This is a genomic window from Ferrovibrio sp. (assembly GCF_035304305.1).
Lineage (GTDB): Bacteria > Pseudomonadota > Alphaproteobacteria > Ferrovibrionales > Ferrovibrionaceae > Ferrovibrio.
Genome location: NZ_DATGQG010000166.1, coordinates 1 through 17067, shown reverse-complemented (window position 1 = coordinate 17067; position 17067 = coordinate 1). Strand labels below are relative to the sequence as shown.

Genomic DNA, 17067 nt, shown 5'->3' with positions numbered 1-17067 from the left:
GTCGAGCATGGCAAGGAAGGCCGCACGGCCTATGCGATGGACTCGCTCAAGCGCGCCATGCGCTGGGACGAAACCCGTTTCGGGCTGGAATACGATCTCGACCTGTTCAACATCGTGGCCGTCAGCGACTTCAACATGGGCGCGATGGAGAACAAGAGCCTGAATGTCTTCAACGACAAGTACATTCTGGCCGATCCGGACACCGCCACCGATGCCGACTATGCCGGCATCGAGGCGGTGGTGGCGCATGAGTATTTCCATAACTGGACCGGCAACCGCATCACCTGCCGCGACTGGTTCCAGCTCAGCCTGAAGGAGGGCCTCACCGTCTTCCGTGACCAGGAATTCTCCTCCGACATGCGCTCGCGTCCGGTGCAGCGCATCCAGGCGGTGCGGGCGCTGCGGGCACGACAGTTTCCCGAGGATGCCGGGCCGCTGGCGCATCCGATCCGCCCGGACAGTTACATCGCCATCGACAACTTCTACACGGCGACGGTTTACGAGAAGGGCGCGGAAGTCATCCGCATGATCCATACCCTGCTGGGCGAGGAAGGCTTCCAGAAGGGCATGAGGCTCTATGTCGAGCGCCATGACGGCGAGGCGGCGACCTGCGACCAGTTCGTTGCCGCCATGGCCGATGCGACCGGCGTGGACCTCGGGCAGTTCAAGCTGTGGTACAGCCAGGCCGGCACGCCGGAACTGGAGATATCCGGCCGCTATGATGCGCAGACCGGCACCTACGAGCTCGACGTGGCGCAGCGCGTGCCGCCGACGCCCGGCCAGCCCGAGAAGGCGCCGATGCATATTCCGCTGCGCGTCGGCCTGCTCGATGCCCAGGGCCGCGACATTGCGCCGAAAGACGGCGACAGGCCATTGTCGGTTACCGCGCCCCACCAGACCTTCCGCTTCGCCGGTGTGCCGGAGCCGCGCGCCCTGTCGCTCAACCGTGGTTTCTCCGCGCCGGTGAACATCAGGGCCCGGCGCAGCGGTGCCGAGCTGGCTTTCCTGATGGCGCATGACTCAGATGCGTTCGCGCGCTGGGAAGCCGGACAGCAATATGCCACCGACCTGCTGCTGGCCCATGTGCGGGACGGCAGGCCGTTCGATGACGGCTTCATCGGCGCTTTCGGCGAGATCTTGCGCGATGCCTCGCTGGACAAGGCTTTTGTGGCCGAAGCCATGGCCCTGCCGAGCGAGGATTACATTGCCGAGCGGATGGAGGTGGTGGACGTGGAAGGCATCCACGCCGCCCGCATCGCGTTGCGCCGCCGGATCGCCGAAAGCCTCCGGCCCGAACTGATGCGGATCTACGAGGAGAACCGCAGCCGCGAGCCCTATGACCCGGGCGCGGAGCCGGCCGGACGCCGCGCGGTGAAGAATGCCGCGTTGTCCTATCTGTCGGAACTGGCTCAGGACGATCGGGCGATCCTCGCCATGATCGCCGAGCAGTACCGGTCGGCCGACAACATGACCGACCGGATGGCGGCCCTGCGGCTGCTGGTCGACCTCGACGTCCCGGAGCGGAGCGAGGCGCTGGCCGACTTTTACCAGCGCTACAGGGACGATGCGCTGGTGCTCGACAAATGGCTGTCCCTGCAGGCGGTCTCATCGCTGCCAGACACGCTGGAGCGGGTAAAGGATCTGCTGAAGCACCCGGCCTTCTCGATGCAGAAGCCGAACAAGGTGCGGGCGCTGATCGGCAGTTTCACGGCCGCCAATCCCCTGCGCTATCACGCGGCCGACGGTTCGGGCTACGACTTCCATGCCGAGCGCACGCTGGAGCTCGACGCGATCAATCCGCAGGTGGCGGCAAGGCTGCTGGCGCCGCTGGGCCGCTGGCGGCGCTTCGATGCCGGACGACAGGAAAAGATGAAGGCGGCACTCGAGCGGATTCTCGCCGCACCGAAACTCTCCAGCGATACTTACGAGATCGCCTCGAAGTCCCTGAAGAGCTGAGCGGCTACTGGACTTTCAGGCCGATAGCGCCACGCAGATCGGCGCCTTCCAGATCGGCTCCGCGCAGGTCGGCATTGGTCAGGTCGCAGTCGAGGAAGGAGCAGCCGCGCAGGTTGGCGCTGCGCAGATCCGCCATGGTCAGGATCGAGCGATTGAACAGCGCGCCCTCCAGATCGGCGCCCTGGAACTTCGCCTGGGTCATGTTGCATTCCTGCAGCGACGCGGCCTGGCGCCGGTTCTTCGCGCCGGCGATGCTGACGGTCGAGATGCGCGCGCCGCGGAAGTCGGCATTGGTCATTATCGCGCGGTCGAACTTGGCGCCCTGCAGGTTGGCGGTCGCGAAATTGGCGTTCAGCATCATCGCGCCGCGCAGGTCGGAGAGCACGAAACGCGAGCCGGAGAAATCGGTATTGCGCAGGATTGCGTAAGAGAAGTCGCCGGCCGAGAAGTTGATGTTGTTCAGCTTGAGATCGGAAAGATCGTAGCGGCTGAAATCCACCCGCATGCCCTGCTTGCCCAGGGTTTCGATCCAGGTCAGATGCTCCTTGACGATGAACTGAAGCGACTTGTCCAGGCTCTCGATGCTGCGGGGCAGGATCGCCTTGGAGAGATCGGCGTCGCGCAGGTCAACGGGGCGGAAATAGGCGGCGGTGAGGTCGGCGCCCTCGAAATTGGTGTCGTTCAGCACCGCGCCGGCCAGGACCGAGCCGTGCAGCACGCATTGCGACAGGTTCGATCCCGTCAGGTCGGCGCCGGTGAACAGGCAGCCGGCGAGATTGGAGCCGCTCAGGTCGGCGCCGTTCAGCTTGGCGTTCGAGAAATTGCAGTTGCTGAGATCGGTGTTGCGGCCGATTACCTTGCCCAGCTTGGCCGAGGTCAGGTTGGCGCCAGCCATCTTGGCATTGTCGATCGAGGTGGCGCGTTTCAGCACCGCAAGCAGGTTGCCGTCCTCGTCCGGCCGCAACAACACGCCGTCTCGGATATCAGCGTTGGTCAGGTTGGCGGATTCCAGATTGGCATTGCGCAGGTTGACGCCGCGCAGGTCGGCCTTGGTCAGGTCGGCGCGGCGGAAATCCGCGCCCTGCAGATCGGCGGCGAAAAACGACGAGCCGACCAGGACGGCATGGCTGAAATCGGCGTAGCTCATCTTGCTGCCGACGAAGTCGGCCGAGGAGAGTTCCTTGCCGCTGAAGTCGAGGCGCGAGGCATCGCGGAAATGCAGCACCATGCGCTTGCCGCCGCGCACGCCGCGCACATAGCTGGCGTGCTCGGCGAACAGCTCGTCGATCTCGTACTGGGCGATGACCTTGACCGGATTGTTCATGCGCGGGGCTACCTGTTTCCGGGGGCACCCTAGGCGAAGGCGGCGGTCACGACAAGGTGACCCCGCTGGCGCCGGTAAAGTCGGCGCCCACCACATCGGCGTGCCGGAAATCGGCGCCGGTGAGGTCCGCGTCCCGGAAGTTGGCGCCCTTCAGGTTGGCGTCGCGCAGGTCGGCATTCATCAGGATGGCCCGCGTGAAATTCGCGCCTTCCAGCTGCGCGGCCGACAGATTGGCCTGGCTCAGATTGGCATTTTCCAGGCTGGCATGCCACCGGGTGGTATGCAGCGAGGAGATCGGCATCGGGGTCATACGGGCGCCGCGGAAATTGGCGCCGATGAGGTTTGCGCCGGCGAATTTCACGCCGCGCAGGTCGGCGCCGGCGAAACTGGCATTCAGGCCCATGGCATCCGAGAAGTCGCACATGGTCAGCGAGGCGCCGCCGAAATCGGCTTCGACCAGGGTCGACTGCACGAACAGCGCGGCGGAGAGGTCGATCAGCGGCAGCCGCACCCCGGACATGTCGATCCGGCTGAAATCGGCGCGGCGGCCCTTCATGCCCAGCGATTCCGCCCAGGCGAGGTGGTCGCGCAGGATCGTCTGCAGGGACTGGTCGAGATCGGCGATGGCCTTGGGCAGCAGGGCGCCGCTGAGCCTCGCGTCGCGCATCTCGGTTGCGCGGAAGAATGCGCCTGCCAGATCGGCGCCTTCGAAGCTGGTGCCGTGCAGCATGGCGCCGGCCAGGACTGCGCCGGACAGCGCGCAGCCGTTCATATTGGTGTTGGTCAGGTCCGCGCCGACCAGGATCGCCCCGCGCAGGTTGGAATTGGACAGGTCGGCATCCACCAGCTTGGCATTGGCCAGATTGGCATGGCTGAGGTCGGCCTGCTGGCTCATGATGCGGCCGAGCTTGGCGCCCACCATCTTGGAATGGGTCATCTGGGCCTTTTCCGTCACCGCGCCGCCCACGGCGACCGGGACGAGATTGCCGTCATCGTCAGGACGGAGCAGGCGGCCGTCGCGCAGGTCGGCCCCGGAGAGGTCGGCGAATTCCAGGATCGCTCCCCGCAGGATGGCGCCGCGCAGGTCGGCCCGGGTCAGATCCGCCAAGGTCAGGTCGGCGGCCTCCAGGTCGGCGCCATAGAAATTGGCTCCGGAAAGCTTGGCGGACTTGAACAGGGTGCCCCGGAACCGCCCGCCGACCATGTTGGCTTCGCGCAAGTCGCGGTTGCTGAAATTCAGGCCGGAGGCATCCCGGAATTGCAGGTTGAGGCGGGTTCCGCCCCGCAATCCACGGGCGTAGCGCTCCTGGCCGGCCAGCAGCGCCGTGAGGTCCTCCTGCTTGACCGCCCCCTCGGACATATCCCCATATGACCATGGCGGCCGGCGCCGCGCCAGTGTCGGTTGTCACCTATCTGATTGGCCTGACACGAAAAAGGGGTGGGGCGGGACCGTGCCCGAGGCGGGGCTTGCGTTCCGGCGGCGGACCGGTTACAAGCCGCGCGTTCAAACCCACACGCAGGCTTGGCGGCCTTGGGGAGACATCCCATTGCAGCCTTCCGGTGTCCTCTCCCGCGGTTGGGAGCAGGACGTATGCCTGCGGCGGCCCAACCGGAGAAGGACAGATTATGACCCTGCCGACCTTTACCATGCGTCAGCTGATCGAAGCTGGCGTGCATTTCGGCCACCAGACCCACCGCTGGAATCCGAAGATGAAGTCGTTCCTTTACGGGGAACGCAACAACGTCCATATCATCGACCTGCAGCAGACCGTACCGCTGCTGCATCGTGCCCTGCAGGCCGTGCGCGACACCGTGGCCGGTGGCGGCCGCGTGCTGTTCGTCGGTACCAAGCGCCAGGCTTCCGAAGCGGTGGCTGAAGCTGCCCGCAAGTGCGGTCAGTATTACGTGAACCATCGCTGGCTCGGCGGCATGCTGACCAACTGGAAGACCATCTCCCAGTCGATCAAGCGCCTCAAGGAACTCGAGGAACTGCTGAGCGGCGAGCAGCAGACCGCCGGTCTGACGAAGAAGGAAGTGCTCAACCTGACCCGCGAGCGCGAGAAGCTCGACCGCGCGCTGGGCGGCATCAAGGACATGGGTGGCCTGCCGGACATCATGATCGTGATCGACACGGTCAAGGAAGATATCGCCATCGCCGAAGCCCGCACGCTGAACATCCCGGTCGTCGCCGTGCTGGATTCCAATTCGGATCCGCAGGGCATCACCTATCCGGTGCCGGGCAATGACGACGCGCTGCGCGCCATCAACCTCTACTGCGACCTGTTCTCGCTCGCCGTCCTCGGCGGCATCGAGGAGCAGCTCGCGGCCAGCGGTGAGGATCTGGGCGCTGCCGAAGAGGCTCCGGTTGAAGCCCTGGCGGAAGCCGCTCCGGAAGGCGAGCAGGCCGCGGCCCAGGCCTGATTGGCCTGCTGAATCCGGTCGCGGCGCCCTTCGTTCTGCGCGGGGCGCCGCAGCCGTTATGGCCGGGTGACCGGTCGAACCGAACACCAATGAGAGGACGACATGGCTGAGATCACTGCGGCCCTGGTGAAGGACCTGCGCGAAAAGACCGGCGCGGGCATGATGGATTGCAAGAAGGCGCTGGCGGAAACCAACGGCGACCTGGATGCGGCGATCGACTGGCTGCGCAAGAAGGGCCTGTCGGCTGCTGCCAAGAAGGCGGGCCGCGTGGCCGCCGAGGGCCTGGTGGCCGTTGCGATCAAGGACAATGCCGGCGCCATCGTCGAGGTGAATGCGGAGACCGACTTCGTCGCCCGCAATCCCCAGTTCCAGGCGCTGGCCACCGGCATTGCCTCGGTCGTTCTGACCGCCGGCGACGACCTCGCCACGGTGGAAGCCGCTGCCTTCCCGGGCACCGGCCGGAACGTCAAGGATGAAGTGACCCAGGCGATCGCCACCATCGGCGAGAACATGACCCTGCGTCGCGCGAAGAAGATGACCGTCGATGGCGGCATCGTGGTCTCCTACGTGCACAGCGCGCTGGGCGAGGGGATCGGCAAGCTCGGCGTGCTGGTCGGCCTGAAGTCGACCGGCAAGCGCGAGGTGCTGGAGCAGATCGGCAAGCAGCTGGCCATGCATATCGCCGCTGCCAACCCGCAGTCGCTGAGCGTCAAGGATCTCGACCAGGCTCTGGTGGAGCGCGAGCGGTCTGTTCTGACCGAGCAGGCGGCCGGTTCTGGCAAGCCGGCGGATATCATCGCCAAGATGGTTGAGGGCCGTATCCGCAAGTTCTACCAGGAAGTCGTCCTGCTGGAGCAGACCTTCGTGATCGACGGCGAAACCCCGGTCGGCAAGGCCGTGGAAAAGGCCGCCAAGGATGCCGGCGCCCCGATCGAGGTCACCGGTTTCGTCCGCTACCAGCTGGGCGAGGGGATCGAGAAAAAGGCGGACGATTTCGCCGCCGAAGTCGCCAAGATGGCCGGCTGATAACCGGGTGACAAAGGGGGGCCTAGCCCCCCTTTTTTACGGTGGCCCTGCCTTCCGCTTGACCGACCATGCTATAAGTCCGCCTGAGACTCGCCTGCGCCGCCGGTCCGGGCGGCGCGCCAGCCCGCCGAGGATATGAATGGCCGTTCAATACCGTCGCGTCCTGCTGAAATGCTCGGGCGAGGCCCTGATGGGCCCGACCCCCTACGGGATCGATTTCGAAACCGTCGACCGCATCACCGCCGAGGTGAAGTCGGTGCATGAACTGGGGGCCCAGGTCAGCCTGGTGATCGGGGGCGGCAACATCTTCCGCGGCGTCGCGGGTGCGACGCGGGGCATGCAGCGCGCCTCGGCCGACTACATGGGCATGCTGGCCACCGTGATCAACGCGCTGGCCGTGCAGCATGCGCTGGAAAGCCATGGCGTGCCGACCCGGGTCATGTCGGCGATCCGCATGGATACGGTCTGCGAACCCTATATCCGCCGCCGCGCCATCCGGCATCTGGAAAAAGGCCGCGTGGTCATCTTCGCGGCCGGCACGGGCAATCCGTTCTTCACCACCGATACGGCGGCGGCGCTCCGGGCGGCCGAGATGGGCTGCGATGCCCTGCTGAAGGGCACCCAGGTCGACGGGGTTTACAGCGACGATCCGAAAAAGAACCCCAAGGCGACGCGTTACGACCGGTTGAGCTATATGGATGTGCTGCAGCGCGACCTGAAGGTCATGGACGCTTCTGCGGTAAGCCTGGCGCGGGAGAACAAGATTCCCATTCTGGTCTTTTCCTTGCACGAGCCCGGCGGCTTCGCCAAAGTGCTCTCCGGCGAGGGGCGTTGCACCGTAATTGAAGGAGCCTGAGGAGGCCTGCCGGCCTCTGGCGGCGTTTATCGGAAGAAAACGGGAGAAGGCAGGTGGCCGAACCGGATATTGACGACATCGAACGGCGAATGAACAAGGCCATTGAGGTCCTGAAGCATGAATTCGCGGGCCTGCGTACCGGCCGCGCCTCGACCAGCATGCTGGATCCGGTGCGGGTCGACGTTTATGGCAGCTCGATGCCGATCAACCAGGTGGGTACGATCAGCGTGCCGGAGCCGCGCATGATCAGCATCCAGGTGTGGGACAAGTCCAACGTCAAGGCGGTGGAGAAGGCAATCGCCGCGAGCGGCCTCGGCCTCAATCCCCAGGCGGACGGAACCCTGATCCGCATTCCGATCCCCGAACTGAACGAGCAGCGCCGCAAGGAACTCACCAAGGTTGCCGGGCAGTATGCCGAGCAGGCCAAGGTCGCCGTGCGCGGCGTCCGCCGCGACGGCATGGACACGCTGAAGAAGCTCGAGAAGGACGGCGAGATCGGCGAGGACGATGCCAAGATGTGGCACGACGAGATCCAGCGTCTGACCGATGAGTCGACCAAGAAGATCGACGAGATGCTCGCGCAGAAGACGAAGGAGATTCTGCAGGTTTGACGATGTCGCAGCCGATCGCGTCACCGGCGCTTTCGCCGGCTCCGCCACGCCATGTCGCCATCATCATGGATGGCAACGGGCGCTGGGCGAAGGCGCGTGGACTGCCGCGGAATCTCGGTCACCGCCAGGGCGTGGATGCCGTGCGGGAAGTCGTCCGTGCCTGCGGCCGGCTCGGGATCGAATACCTGACGCTCTACGCATTCTCCTCGGAGAACTGGAAGCGGCCGCAGACGGAAGTCGCCGGGCTCATGGACCTGCTGCGGATCTACATCCGCCGGGAACTGGACGAGCTCGCGCGCAGCGGCGTGCGTATCCATGTGATCGGCGATCGCACCAAGCTGGCCCCCGACATCGTCGAACTCATCTCGGATGCCGAAGCGCGCACGCGCGAGAACCGCAAGCTCACCCTTGTCATCGCGCTCAGTTACGGCAGCCAGGACGAGATCGTGACCGCCTGCCGCAGGATTGCGGAACAGGTGGCTGCTGGCACGCTCCGGGTGGAGGACATCACCGCCGAGACCGTGGCCGACCATCTGCAGACCGTCGGCATTCCCGATCCCGACCTGATCATCCGGACCAGCGGCGAGCAGCGGCTTTCGAATTTCCTGCTCTGGCAGTCGGCCTACAGTGAATTGATCTTCGCCGACAAGCTCTGGCCCGACTTCTCGCCCGACGACCTCGCCGCGGCGATCGATGAGTATCATCGCCGTGAGCGGCGCTATGGCGGCAGCGGTGAGTGACGGCACGCCCCGTCCGAAATCAGGCGGCCTGAAACTCCGCATCCTGTCGGCCGCCGTGATGCTGCCGGTTGCCGTCGGCGCGACCTGGCTCGGCGGCTGGTTTTTCGCAGCGCTGATCGCGCTGGCCGGCGTCGCGATGCTCTGGGAATGGGCGCGGCTGCCTGGCGAGCTTGCAATGAATGTCGTCGTAACGGGGAGCCTCGCGTTAGTTGCCGCGCTCTATCTCTGCCTGTCCGGCGATTTCGGCTGGAGCGCCGTGCTCATCGCCCTTGCTGCCGTTGTAGTGGGATTCCTGCAGCGGCATCGCTTCGTCTGGCATGCTGCAGGGTTCATCTATATCGGGCTGCCCTGCATCGTGCTGCTGTGGCTGCGGGAAATCCCCGATCATGGCCTGCTGGTCGTCTTCTGGTTGCTCGTGGTGGTCTGGGCCACCGATATCGGCGCCTATGCCGCGGGACGGACCATCGGCGGGCCAAAGCTCATTCCCGCGATCAGTCCGAACAAGACCTGGGCCGGTCTGTTCGGCGGCATGCTGTCGGCGGGGATCGCCGGCGGATTGCTTGCCCTTATCGATCCCCGGTTGCCGAGCCTTCCCCTGGCGGTCTTTGGCGCGCTGCTGGCGGTGGTCGCACAGGCGGGCGATTTCACGGAGTCCGCCGTCAAGCGCCGCTTCGGGGTCAAGGATAGCAGCCATTTGATACCGGGGCATGGCGGCGTGCTCGACCGGGTGGATGGTTTGTTGTTCGCAGCACCGGTTCTGGCCCTGGCGCTGCTGCTCTGGCGAGACCGTCTATGGATGTGAAAGAAGTGGATACCGGACTGCGCCGGGTAACGATCCTCGGATCCACCGGTTCGGTCGGCTGCTCGACGGTCGACCTGCTGCAGCGGGAGCCCAACCGCTTCGCCGTCGAGGCTCTGACGGCGAACGAGAATGTCCGGCTGCTGGCCGAGCAGGCGCGCCAGCTCAGGGCCCGGCTGGCGGTGATCGGCAACGAAACCCTGCTGCCGGAGTTGCGGACGCTGCTGGCCGGCAGCGGTATCGAGGCGGCAGCGGGCCGCCAGGCCATCGTGGAAGCGGCGGCGCGCCCGGCCGAACTGGTCGTTGCTGCCATCGTGGGGGCGGCGGGGCTGGAGCCCACGCTGGCCGCGATACGCCGGGGCGCCGCGATCGCGCTGGCCAACAAGGAGACGCTGGTCTGCGCCGGTGCCCTTGTCATGCGGGAGGCCGCGCTGCGCGGGGCCACCATTCTGCCGGTCGATTCCGAACACAACGCGATTTTCCAGGTCTTCAACTTCGATGCCCCGGAAAGCGTCGACCGGGTGATTTTGACCGCTTCGGGCGGGCCGTTCCGCACCCTCAGCCTGGCCGAGATGCGCGATGTCACGCCGGCCCAGGCGATTGCCCACCCGGTGTGGAGCATGGGTGCCAAGATTTCCGTCGATTCCGCCACCCTGATGAACAAGGGGCTGGAGCTGATCGAGGCGAGCTTCCTGTTCCCGGTACCCGAGCAGCGGATCGAGGTTCTGATCCACCCGCAGTCTGTGATCCACAGCCTGGTGTCCTATCTTGATGGTTCGGTGCTGGCCCAGCTCGGTACGCCCGACATGCGCACTCCCATCGGCGTTGCCCTGGCCTGGCCGCGCCGCATGGCGACACCGGCGGCTCGGCTGGATCTCGCGGCAATCGCCAAGCTGACCTTCGAAGTCCCTGATTTTGCACGCTTTCCGGCACTGACGCTGGCCCGGCAAGCCTTGCAAAGCGGTGGTGGTGCGCCTACAATCCTCAATGCGGCTAACGAGGTTGCCGTCGACGCCTTCCTGAAGGGCCGGATCGGGTTCCTCGACATCACGCGTATTGTCGAGCAGACCTTGGCGCATCTTGAATCGGGCCCGCTTTCGGATCTCGAGGCGGTTCGTGCCGCGGATGGCGAGGCGAGGCGCTATGCGGCGCACCTGATCGATCCAGCAGGCAGCGGGAATGTCGTAAGGGTACAAACGAGAGGACGGGGACGGGCCTGAGAGCCGGTGTCCGAGGTGCCGATGGATTTCATTACCAATCTCGCCGCTTACGTCATCCCGTTCGTCATCGTTCTTACGATCATCGTATTCGTCCACGAATTGGGACACTACTGGGTGGCGCGCCGCTGCGGCGTGCGGGTCGAGGTATTCTCCATCGGCTTCGGCCGCGAGCTGTTCGGCTGGAACGATCGCCACGGCACGCGCTGGAAGATCAGCGCCATTCCGCTCGGCGGCTTCGTGAAGTTCTTCGGCGATGCCGACGCCACGTCGAATGCGGACAACACGGCGGTCGCGGCAATGAGCGATGCCGAGCGCAGGGTTTCCTTCCATCACCAGCCGCTGGGAGCGCGCACAGCCATCGTTGCGGCCGGCCCGGTCGCCAACTTCATCTTCGCGATCCTGATCTATGCCGGACTGTTCAGCCTGGTCGGGCAGCCCTTCACGCCGCCGGTCGTCGGCAGCGTGGTTGAGGGCGGAGCGGCCGAGGCGGCCGGCCTGATGCCGGGCGATCGCATCCTGAGCGCGGATGGCACCGAGATTCAGCGCTTCGAGGAACTGCGCGCTTTCGTCGGCCTTCGTGCCGAGACGCCGATCGATTTCCGGATCCTCCGCGACGGAGAGGAACTGAGCATCACGGTGGTGCCGCAGCGGGTCGACGTTGCCGACGGGCTGGGCGGGACCCAGCGGGTCGGTCAGATCGGCATCCGTACCGCGGGCGTGGAGTTCGTCCGGCATGACCCGGCCACGGCAGTGGTCCAGGCCGTGCGCGAGACCTGGCAGGTGGTGGCCAATACCTTCACCTATCTGGGCCGCATCGTGGCAGGCCGGGAATCCGGGGATCAGCTGAGCGGCCCGCTGGGCATCGCCAAGATGTCTGGCGACGTCGCCAAGGCCAGCTGGCTGGGCCTGGTCTCTCTGATGGCGACGCTGTCGGTGGCCATCGGCCTGATTAACCTTTTTCCGGTGCCCATGCTGGACGGCGGGCATCTGCTGTTTTACGGCGTCGAGGCATTGCGCGGGCGGCCCTTGGGCGAACGGGCGCAGGAATACGGGTTCCGCATCGGCTTTGCCCTGGTGCTGTCTCTGTTTCTCTTCGCGACCTGGAACGACTTGAATCGACTGCCGATTTTCAATTTCCTCACTGGGCTTTTTTCGTGAATCGGGCTAAGTGAAGGGCGGCCGTCAGGAGCGAGGGGTAGTATCCGAAATGTTGCGCCGGGGAGCTTCGCGCGTATTGCGCCACGCGTTGGCAATGGCGTTCTCGCTGTGCCTGTTCGGCGCGACGACAGCCTATGCGCAGAGCGGCCCGACCATCCGCGACATCATCGTGGAAGGCAACCAGCGTATCGAAGTTTCCACCATCCAGAATTACCTCACGCTGCAGCCCGGCAGCGCCTACAGCAGTTCCGAGGCTGACCAGTCGCTGAAGGCCCTGTTCGCCACCGGCCTCTTTTCCGATGTCAATCTGCGCCTGCAGGGCGATACGCTCATCGTCCGGGTAACCGAGAACCCGGTCGTCAACCGTATTCTGCTGGAAGGCAACCGGCGCATCCAGGCCGACCAGATCCGCAACGAGCTGCAACTGAAGCCGCGACAGGTCTACACGCGCGCCAAGGTGCAGGCGGATACCCAGCGCATCCAGCAGATCTACCGGCGCTCGGGGCGCTTTGCCGCGACTGTGGAGCCGAAGGTCATCCAGCTGCCGCAGAACCGCGTCGATCTGGTCTTTGAGATCACCGAGGGCCCGGTGACCGGCGTGAGCCGCATCGTCTTCATCGGCAACCAGCGGTTCAGCGACTCCCGCCTGCGCGAAGAGATCCAGACCAAGGAGTCGGCCTGGTACCGGTTCCTGAGCTCCGACGACAGCTACGATCCGGATCGCGTCACCTTCGACCGCGAGAAGCTGCGCAAGTTCTACCTCAGCAAGGGTTTCGCCGATTTCCGGGTCATCAATGCCGTCGCGGAGCTGATGCCGGATCGCGAGTCCTTCATCATCACCTTCACGGTGGAGGAGGGCGAACGCTACCGTTTCGGGGCCATGGACGTGGTCAGCGAGATAAAGGGCGTCGACGGCAACCAGCTCAAGGCACTCGTTACGACCAAGTCCGGCGACATCTACAACGCTGACCAGGTCGAGAACACGGTGCAGGCTATCACGACGGAACTCGGCCGGCTGGGCTACGCATTCGTCGATGTGCGGCCGGAAGTGAAGCGCGACCGCGAGAACCGCATCATCGATATCACCTATGCGATCGGGGAGAGCCCGCGGGTATTCGTCGAGCGTATCGACATCGTCGGCAATGTGCGCACGCTGGACAAGGTGGTGCGGCGCGAATTCCGTCTTGCGGAAGGCGATGCCTTCAACGCCGCGAAGCTGCGTCGCACGCGCACCCGCCTGCGCGGCCTCGATTTCTTCGACAAGGTGGAGATCACCGAGAGCCGCGGCAGCGCCCCGGACAAGGTAATCCTCACCACCGAGGTGACCGAGAAGTCGACTGGCGAACTGTCCATCGGCGTCGGTTACTCGACGACGGAAAGCGTGCTCGGCGATATCTCGATCCGCGAGCGCAACCTGCTCGGCCGCGGGCAGGATCTCCGTATCGGCTTCAGCCTGTCGACGCGGCGGCAGCAGTTCGATCTGAACTTCACCGAACCCTATTTCCTTGACCGCGAGCTGGCGGCGGGCATCGATCTCTCGCGGCGCCGCACCGACTATGAGCGCCGCAGCAGCCTGGACCAGACGACGAGCCTGGCTTCGCCGCGTTTCAGCTACCCGATCACGGAGAACCTGTCGCAGCAGGTCTACTACCGCATCCGGCAGGACGAGATCGACAACATCGACTTCAGCGCGTCGCGTTTCATCAAGGCCCAGGAAGGCGACTACCTGACGTCGTCGGTCGGTCATGTGCTGACCTATGACCGCCGGGACGACAGGATCGAGCCGACGACGGGCTATGTCGTGCGCCTGGCCCAGGAGGTGGCGGGCCTCGGCGGAACCGAGAAGTATTTCAAGAACGTGATTACCGGCATGAAGTACTTCACGGTCGCGGAGGACGTCGTTCTGAGCGTCGGGGCCGAAGCCGGCATGATCAATGCACTGAGCGACGATGTCCGGCTGCCGAACCGCTTCTTCATCGGCGGCGATACCTTCCGGGGATTCGAGACGGGCGGTATCGGTCCGCGCGACCGTACGACGGGCGATGCGCTGGGCGGCGAGAAATACTATAAGGCGGAAGCCGACCTGACCTTCCCGATCGGTCTGCCGAACGAGTTCGGCATCAAGGGCCGCCTGTTCACGGAGGTCGGAACCCTGTTCGATACCAGCGATACCGGGCCTGAGGTTGCGGATGAATCAAGCCTGCGCGCCTCGATCGGCACAGGCGTGCAGTGGAAATCCCCGCTCGGCCTGATCCGCGTGGATCTCGGCATACCTGTGGTCAAGGAAGACTACGACGAAGAAGAGGTCATCCGGATCAATTTCGGCTCCCGGTTTTAACCAAGGCTGACAAAGCAATGTTTACCAAGACACGAGTATTTCTTGCACTGGCAATCTGGGCGGCGATGCTGTTGCCCGTGCCCGCAACTGCGCAGGGCGGCAAGGTGCCGCCCACCGTCATCGCGGTGATCGATGGCCAGCGCGTGAACCGGGAAGCCGCGGCGCTGAAGAATGCGCGCCAGCAGCTGGAACAGTACCGCTTTAATTTCCAGTCCGAAATTGCGAAGGAAGAAGAGAAGCTCCGTGCTGAGGAACAGGAACTCGCGCGGCAGCGTTCGGTGGTGACGCCGGAGGTGTTTGAACAACGGCGTCAGGCATTCCAGGCCAAAGTGATTGACCTGCAGAAGCGGATTCAGGAGCGCTCCCAGTCACTGGAGAAGATGCTGAACGGTGTCCGCGAGCAGGTGACGATACAGGTGATCGAGATCCTCAAGGGACTTGCTCAGGAGCGGGGCTTTAACATGGTGCTCGATCGCGCGCAGGTTCAGATCTTCATCGGCGACAATATCGACATCACCCCGGAGGTGCTTAAGCGGCTCGACCAGCGGCTGCCCACGGTCAAGGTCTCCCTCCCGTCCGGGAAATGATCGATGGCTGATCCGCGCTATTTCGATCGGGCTGGCCCTTTCAGCCTGGGCGATCTGGCAGCAAGGATCGGTGCGCGGGTCGCTGATCCGGCCCAGGTGGGGATGACGATCAGTGACGTCGCTCCGCTGGATCAGGCCGGGCCCGGTCAGCTGGCCTTTCTGGACAATCCGAAATACGCGGCAGCCTTTTCCGCCACGCGCGCGGGAGCCTGCATCCTGCATGAAAAGAATGCAGGTCTGGCTCCGTCCGGCGTGGCCCTGCTGTTCTCCGGCAATCCATATCTCAGCTATGCCCGGGCGGCGCAGCTATTTTACCCCGCGACCCGGCCGGCGCCGGGGATCCACCCGACGGCTGTGGTCGACCCATCCGCGCTGCTGGGCAAGGACGTGTCAGTCGGGGCGCAGGTCGTCATCGATGCGGGCGCAGAGATCGGCGACGGAACGGTAATCGGACCGGGCAGCCATATCGGCCGTAACGTCGTCGTCGGGGAGGGCTGCCGGATCGCGTCTTCCGTCACCCTGAGCCATTGCCACATCGGGGCCCGCGTCACGCTGCATCCGGGCGTGAGGATCGGCCAGGACGGGTTCGGCTTTGCGCCGGATCCGGCCGGCCATGTCAAAGTGCCGCAGCTGGGGCGGGTGCTGATCGGGGACGACTGCGAGATCGGCGCCAACTCCACGATCGATCGCGGCGCCGGCCCGGATACCGTCGTCGGTCCGGGCTGTTGGATTGATAATTTGGTGCAAATCGGGCACAACGTCACCCTCGGTCGTGGCTGCATTGTCATTGCGCAGGCCGGCATCGCAGGCTCGACCCAGCTGGGCGATTACGTGGTGCTGGCGGCGCAAAGCGGAATTGCCGGTCATCTGAAGATCGGAACAGGAGCGCGGATCGGAGCAAAGTCGGGCGTGATGACCGATATTCCTGCGGGCGCCAGCTTCTTCGGAATCCCGGCGACCAGGGTGAAAGAGTATTTCCGCCAGGTAGCCGTTCTGCGGCGGCTGGCGCAGAAGAAGGGTGCGGATAATGAATGATACCCAGGCGGGCGTGAACGTCGAATCGATCGACATCCTCCGTATCATGGAGATGATCCCGCATCGCTATCCGATGCTGCTGATCGATCGCGTCACCAACCTGCAGGCGGGCAAGAGCGCCGTCGGCATCAAGAATGTGACGATCAACGAGCCGCAGTTCACCGGACATTTCCCAAGCCAGCCGGTGATGCCGGGCGTGATGATCGTCGAAAGCATGGCGCAAACCGCCGCGGTCGTCGTCGTCTATACCCTCGGCAAGGAATCGGAAGGCAAGCTGGTCTATTTCATGACCATCGACGAGGCGCGCTTCCGCAAGCCGGTCGTTCCCGGCGACCAGATGCATATCCACGTCTCGGCGATCAAGCAGCGCGGCCCCGTATGGAAATTCGAGGGCAAGGCGATGGTCGACGGCAAGCTGGCCGCAGAGGCGATCTTCTCCGCCATGATCCTCGATAAGAAGTAGGTCGATGCCGAAGATTCACCCGACCGCCATTATCGAAGATGGTGCCAGGCTGGGCGCTGACGTCCAGGTAGGGCCGTATTGCCATGTCGGTCCGCAGGTGGAACTGGGCGACGGGGTGGTGCTCGTCAGCCATGTCGTGGTCGCGGGAATCACTGTCGTAGGCTCCGGTACCCGCATCTATCCCTTCGCATCGATCGGCCATGCACCGCAGGATCTGAAGTACCGCGGCGAGGCCTCCCGGCTGGAAATCGGCCGGAACAATGTCATTCGCGAAGGCGTCACCATGAATCCGGGCACGGAGGGCGGCGGCATGCTGACCCGCGTCGGCGATGGCGGCCTTTTCATGGCCGGCGCTCATGTGGCGCATGACTGCCTGCTCGGCAACAACGTCATCATGGCCAACAATGCGACGCTCGCCGGTCATATCGAGGTGGGCGACTTCGCCTTCGTCGGTGGTCTCGCTGCCGTGCACCAGTTCTGCCGTATTGGCCCGCATGCCATGATCGGCGGCATGTCCGGCGTGGAGCAGGATG

General features: G+C 64.7%; 16 protein-coding genes. 14 read left to right on the top strand and 2 right to left on the bottom strand.

The genetic code is table 11. From position 1 onward, the window contains the following. On the top strand, nt 1–1956 hold a 1956-nt coding region (gene pepN, locus VKZ87_RS18185), incomplete at its 5' end, for an aminopeptidase N (RefSeq protein ID WP_324222691.1). 4 nt (nt 1957–1960) lie between these two features. On the opposite strand, the gene VKZ87_RS18180 is transcribed toward pepN, so the two are convergent. Together VKZ87_RS18180 and VKZ87_RS18175 are read right to left on the bottom strand one after the other, a co-directional pair. Beyond that, nucleotides 1961–3280, bottom strand: coding sequence for a pentapeptide repeat-containing protein (locus VKZ87_RS18180; protein ID WP_324222690.1), 1320 nt, complete (start codon nt 3278–3280; stop codon nt 1961–1963). A 46-nt stretch (nt 3281–3326) separates the two neighbouring features. Next, on the bottom strand, nt 3327–4640 hold the full coding sequence (locus tag VKZ87_RS18175; RefSeq protein ID WP_324222689.1) for a pentapeptide repeat-containing protein: 1314 nt from the start codon (nt 4638–4640) through the stop codon (nt 3327–3329). 266 nt (nt 4641–4906) lie between these two features. On the opposite strand from VKZ87_RS18175, the gene rpsB reads away from it, so the two are divergent. From rpsB to lpxA, 13 genes are all read left to right on the top strand, one after another. Next, nucleotides 4907–5701: a 30S ribosomal protein S2 gene (rpsB, locus tag VKZ87_RS18170; protein ID WP_324222688.1), complete on the top strand. Its 795-nt coding sequence runs from the start codon at nt 4907–4909 to the stop codon at nt 5699–5701. 102 nt (nt 5702–5803) lie between these two features. Then, a complete protein-coding gene (gene tsf / locus VKZ87_RS18165) occupies nt 5804–6727 on the top strand; it encodes a translation elongation factor Ts (RefSeq protein ID WP_324222687.1) in 924 nt (307 codons plus the stop codon). Between the two features lie 139 nt (nt 6728–6866). After that, a complete protein-coding gene (pyrH, locus tag VKZ87_RS18160; RefSeq protein ID WP_324222686.1) occupies nt 6867–7583 on the top strand; it encodes a UMP kinase in 717 nt (238 codons plus the stop codon). A gap of 89 nt (nt 7584–7672) precedes the next feature. Further along, nucleotides 7673–8194, top strand: a complete 522-nt coding sequence (gene frr / locus VKZ87_RS18155; protein WP_324222692.1) for a ribosome recycling factor — start codon at nt 7673–7675, stop codon at nt 8192–8194. Between the two features lie 2 nt (nt 8195–8196). Beyond that, nucleotides 8197–8934, top strand: coding sequence for an isoprenyl transferase (locus tag VKZ87_RS18150; protein WP_324222685.1), 738 nt, complete (start codon nt 8197–8199; stop codon nt 8932–8934). Continuing rightward, the gene (locus tag VKZ87_RS18145) at nt 8888–9736 is read left to right on the top strand and encodes a phosphatidate cytidylyltransferase (RefSeq protein WP_324222684.1); all 849 of its coding nucleotides are present in this window, start codon (nt 8888–8890) and stop codon (nt 9734–9736) included. Before VKZ87_RS18150 ends, VKZ87_RS18145 begins: the two co-directional genes overlap by 47 nt. Then, nucleotides 9727–10953, top strand: a complete 1227-nt coding sequence (locus VKZ87_RS18140; protein ID WP_324222683.1) for a 1-deoxy-D-xylulose-5-phosphate reductoisomerase — start codon at nt 9727–9729, stop codon at nt 10951–10953. Before VKZ87_RS18145 ends, VKZ87_RS18140 begins: the two co-directional genes overlap by 10 nt. Nucleotides 10954–10974: 21 nt before the next feature. Next, nucleotides 10975–12111 (top strand): RIP metalloprotease RseP, encoded by a 1137-nt coding sequence (gene rseP / locus VKZ87_RS18135; protein WP_324222682.1) that lies wholly within the window; start codon nt 10975–10977, stop codon nt 12109–12111. A gap of 94 nt (nt 12112–12205) precedes the next feature. Then, nucleotides 12206–14449 carry an outer membrane protein assembly factor BamA gene (bamA, locus tag VKZ87_RS18130; RefSeq protein WP_324222681.1) on the top strand — a complete coding sequence of 748 codons (2244 nt, stop codon included), beginning with the start codon at nt 12206–12208 and terminating at the stop codon, nt 14447–14449. Between the two features lie 17 nt (nt 14450–14466). Continuing rightward, nucleotides 14467–15036: an OmpH family outer membrane protein gene (locus tag VKZ87_RS18125; RefSeq protein WP_324222680.1), complete on the top strand. Its 570-nt coding sequence runs from the start codon at nt 14467–14469 to the stop codon at nt 15034–15036. 3 nt (nt 15037–15039) lie between these two features. After that, nucleotides 15040–16071, top strand: a complete 1032-nt coding sequence (gene lpxD / locus VKZ87_RS18120; protein ID WP_324222679.1) for a UDP-3-O-(3-hydroxymyristoyl)glucosamine N-acyltransferase — start codon at nt 15040–15042, stop codon at nt 16069–16071. Next, a complete protein-coding gene (fabZ, locus tag VKZ87_RS18115; RefSeq protein WP_324222678.1) occupies nt 16064–16534 on the top strand; it encodes a 3-hydroxyacyl-ACP dehydratase FabZ in 471 nt (156 codons plus the stop codon). The genes lpxD and fabZ overlap by 8 nt, the downstream gene beginning before the upstream one ends. Before the next feature lie 4 nt (nt 16535–16538). Continuing rightward, nucleotides 16539–17067 (top strand): acyl-ACP--UDP-N-acetylglucosamine O-acyltransferase (gene lpxA, locus VKZ87_RS18110; RefSeq protein ID WP_324222677.1); only part of this gene is annotated, 529 nt, incomplete at its 3' end.

Excerpts from the sequence above, each read along its gene's own strand:
- rpsB (WP_324222688.1), top strand. The coding sequence starts at position 4,907 with ATGACCCTGCCGACCTTTACCATGCGTCAGCTGATCGAAGCTGGCGTG.
- VKZ87_RS18150 (WP_324222685.1), top strand. The coding sequence starts at position 8,197 with ATGTCGCAGCCGATCGCGTCACCGGCGCTTTCGCCGGCTCCGCCACGC.
- fabZ (WP_324222678.1), top strand. The coding sequence starts at position 16,064 with ATGAATGATACCCAGGCGGGCGTGAACGTCGAATCGATCGACATCCTC.
- VKZ87_RS18140 (WP_324222683.1), top strand. The coding sequence starts at position 9,727 with ATGGATGTGAAAGAAGTGGATACCGGACTGCGCCGGGTAACGATCCTC.
- tsf (WP_324222687.1), top strand. The coding sequence starts at position 5,804 with ATGGCTGAGATCACTGCGGCCCTGGTGAAGGACCTGCGCGAAAAGACC.
- frr (WP_324222692.1), top strand. The coding sequence starts at position 7,673 with ATGAACAAGGCCATTGAGGTCCTGAAGCATGAATTCGCGGGCCTGCGT.
- VKZ87_RS18175 (WP_324222689.1), bottom strand. The coding sequence starts at position 4,640 with ATGTCCGAGGGGGCGGTCAAGCAGGAGGACCTCACGGCGCTGCTGGCC.
- pyrH (WP_324222686.1), top strand. The coding sequence starts at position 6,867 with ATGGCCGTTCAATACCGTCGCGTCCTGCTGAAATGCTCGGGCGAGGCC.
- VKZ87_RS18125 (WP_324222680.1), top strand. The coding sequence starts at position 14,467 with ATGTTTACCAAGACACGAGTATTTCTTGCACTGGCAATCTGGGCGGCG.
- VKZ87_RS18180 (WP_324222690.1), bottom strand. The coding sequence starts at position 3,280 with ATGAACAATCCGGTCAAGGTCATCGCCCAGTACGAGATCGACGAGCTG.
- rseP (WP_324222682.1), top strand. The coding sequence starts at position 10,975 with ATGGATTTCATTACCAATCTCGCCGCTTACGTCATCCCGTTCGTCATC.
- lpxD (WP_324222679.1), top strand. The coding sequence starts at position 15,040 with ATGGCTGATCCGCGCTATTTCGATCGGGCTGGCCCTTTCAGCCTGGGC.
- VKZ87_RS18145 (WP_324222684.1), top strand. The coding sequence starts at position 8,888 with ATGAGTATCATCGCCGTGAGCGGCGCTATGGCGGCAGCGGTGAGTGAC.
- bamA (WP_324222681.1), top strand. The coding sequence starts at position 12,206 with ATGGCGTTCTCGCTGTGCCTGTTCGGCGCGACGACAGCCTATGCGCAG.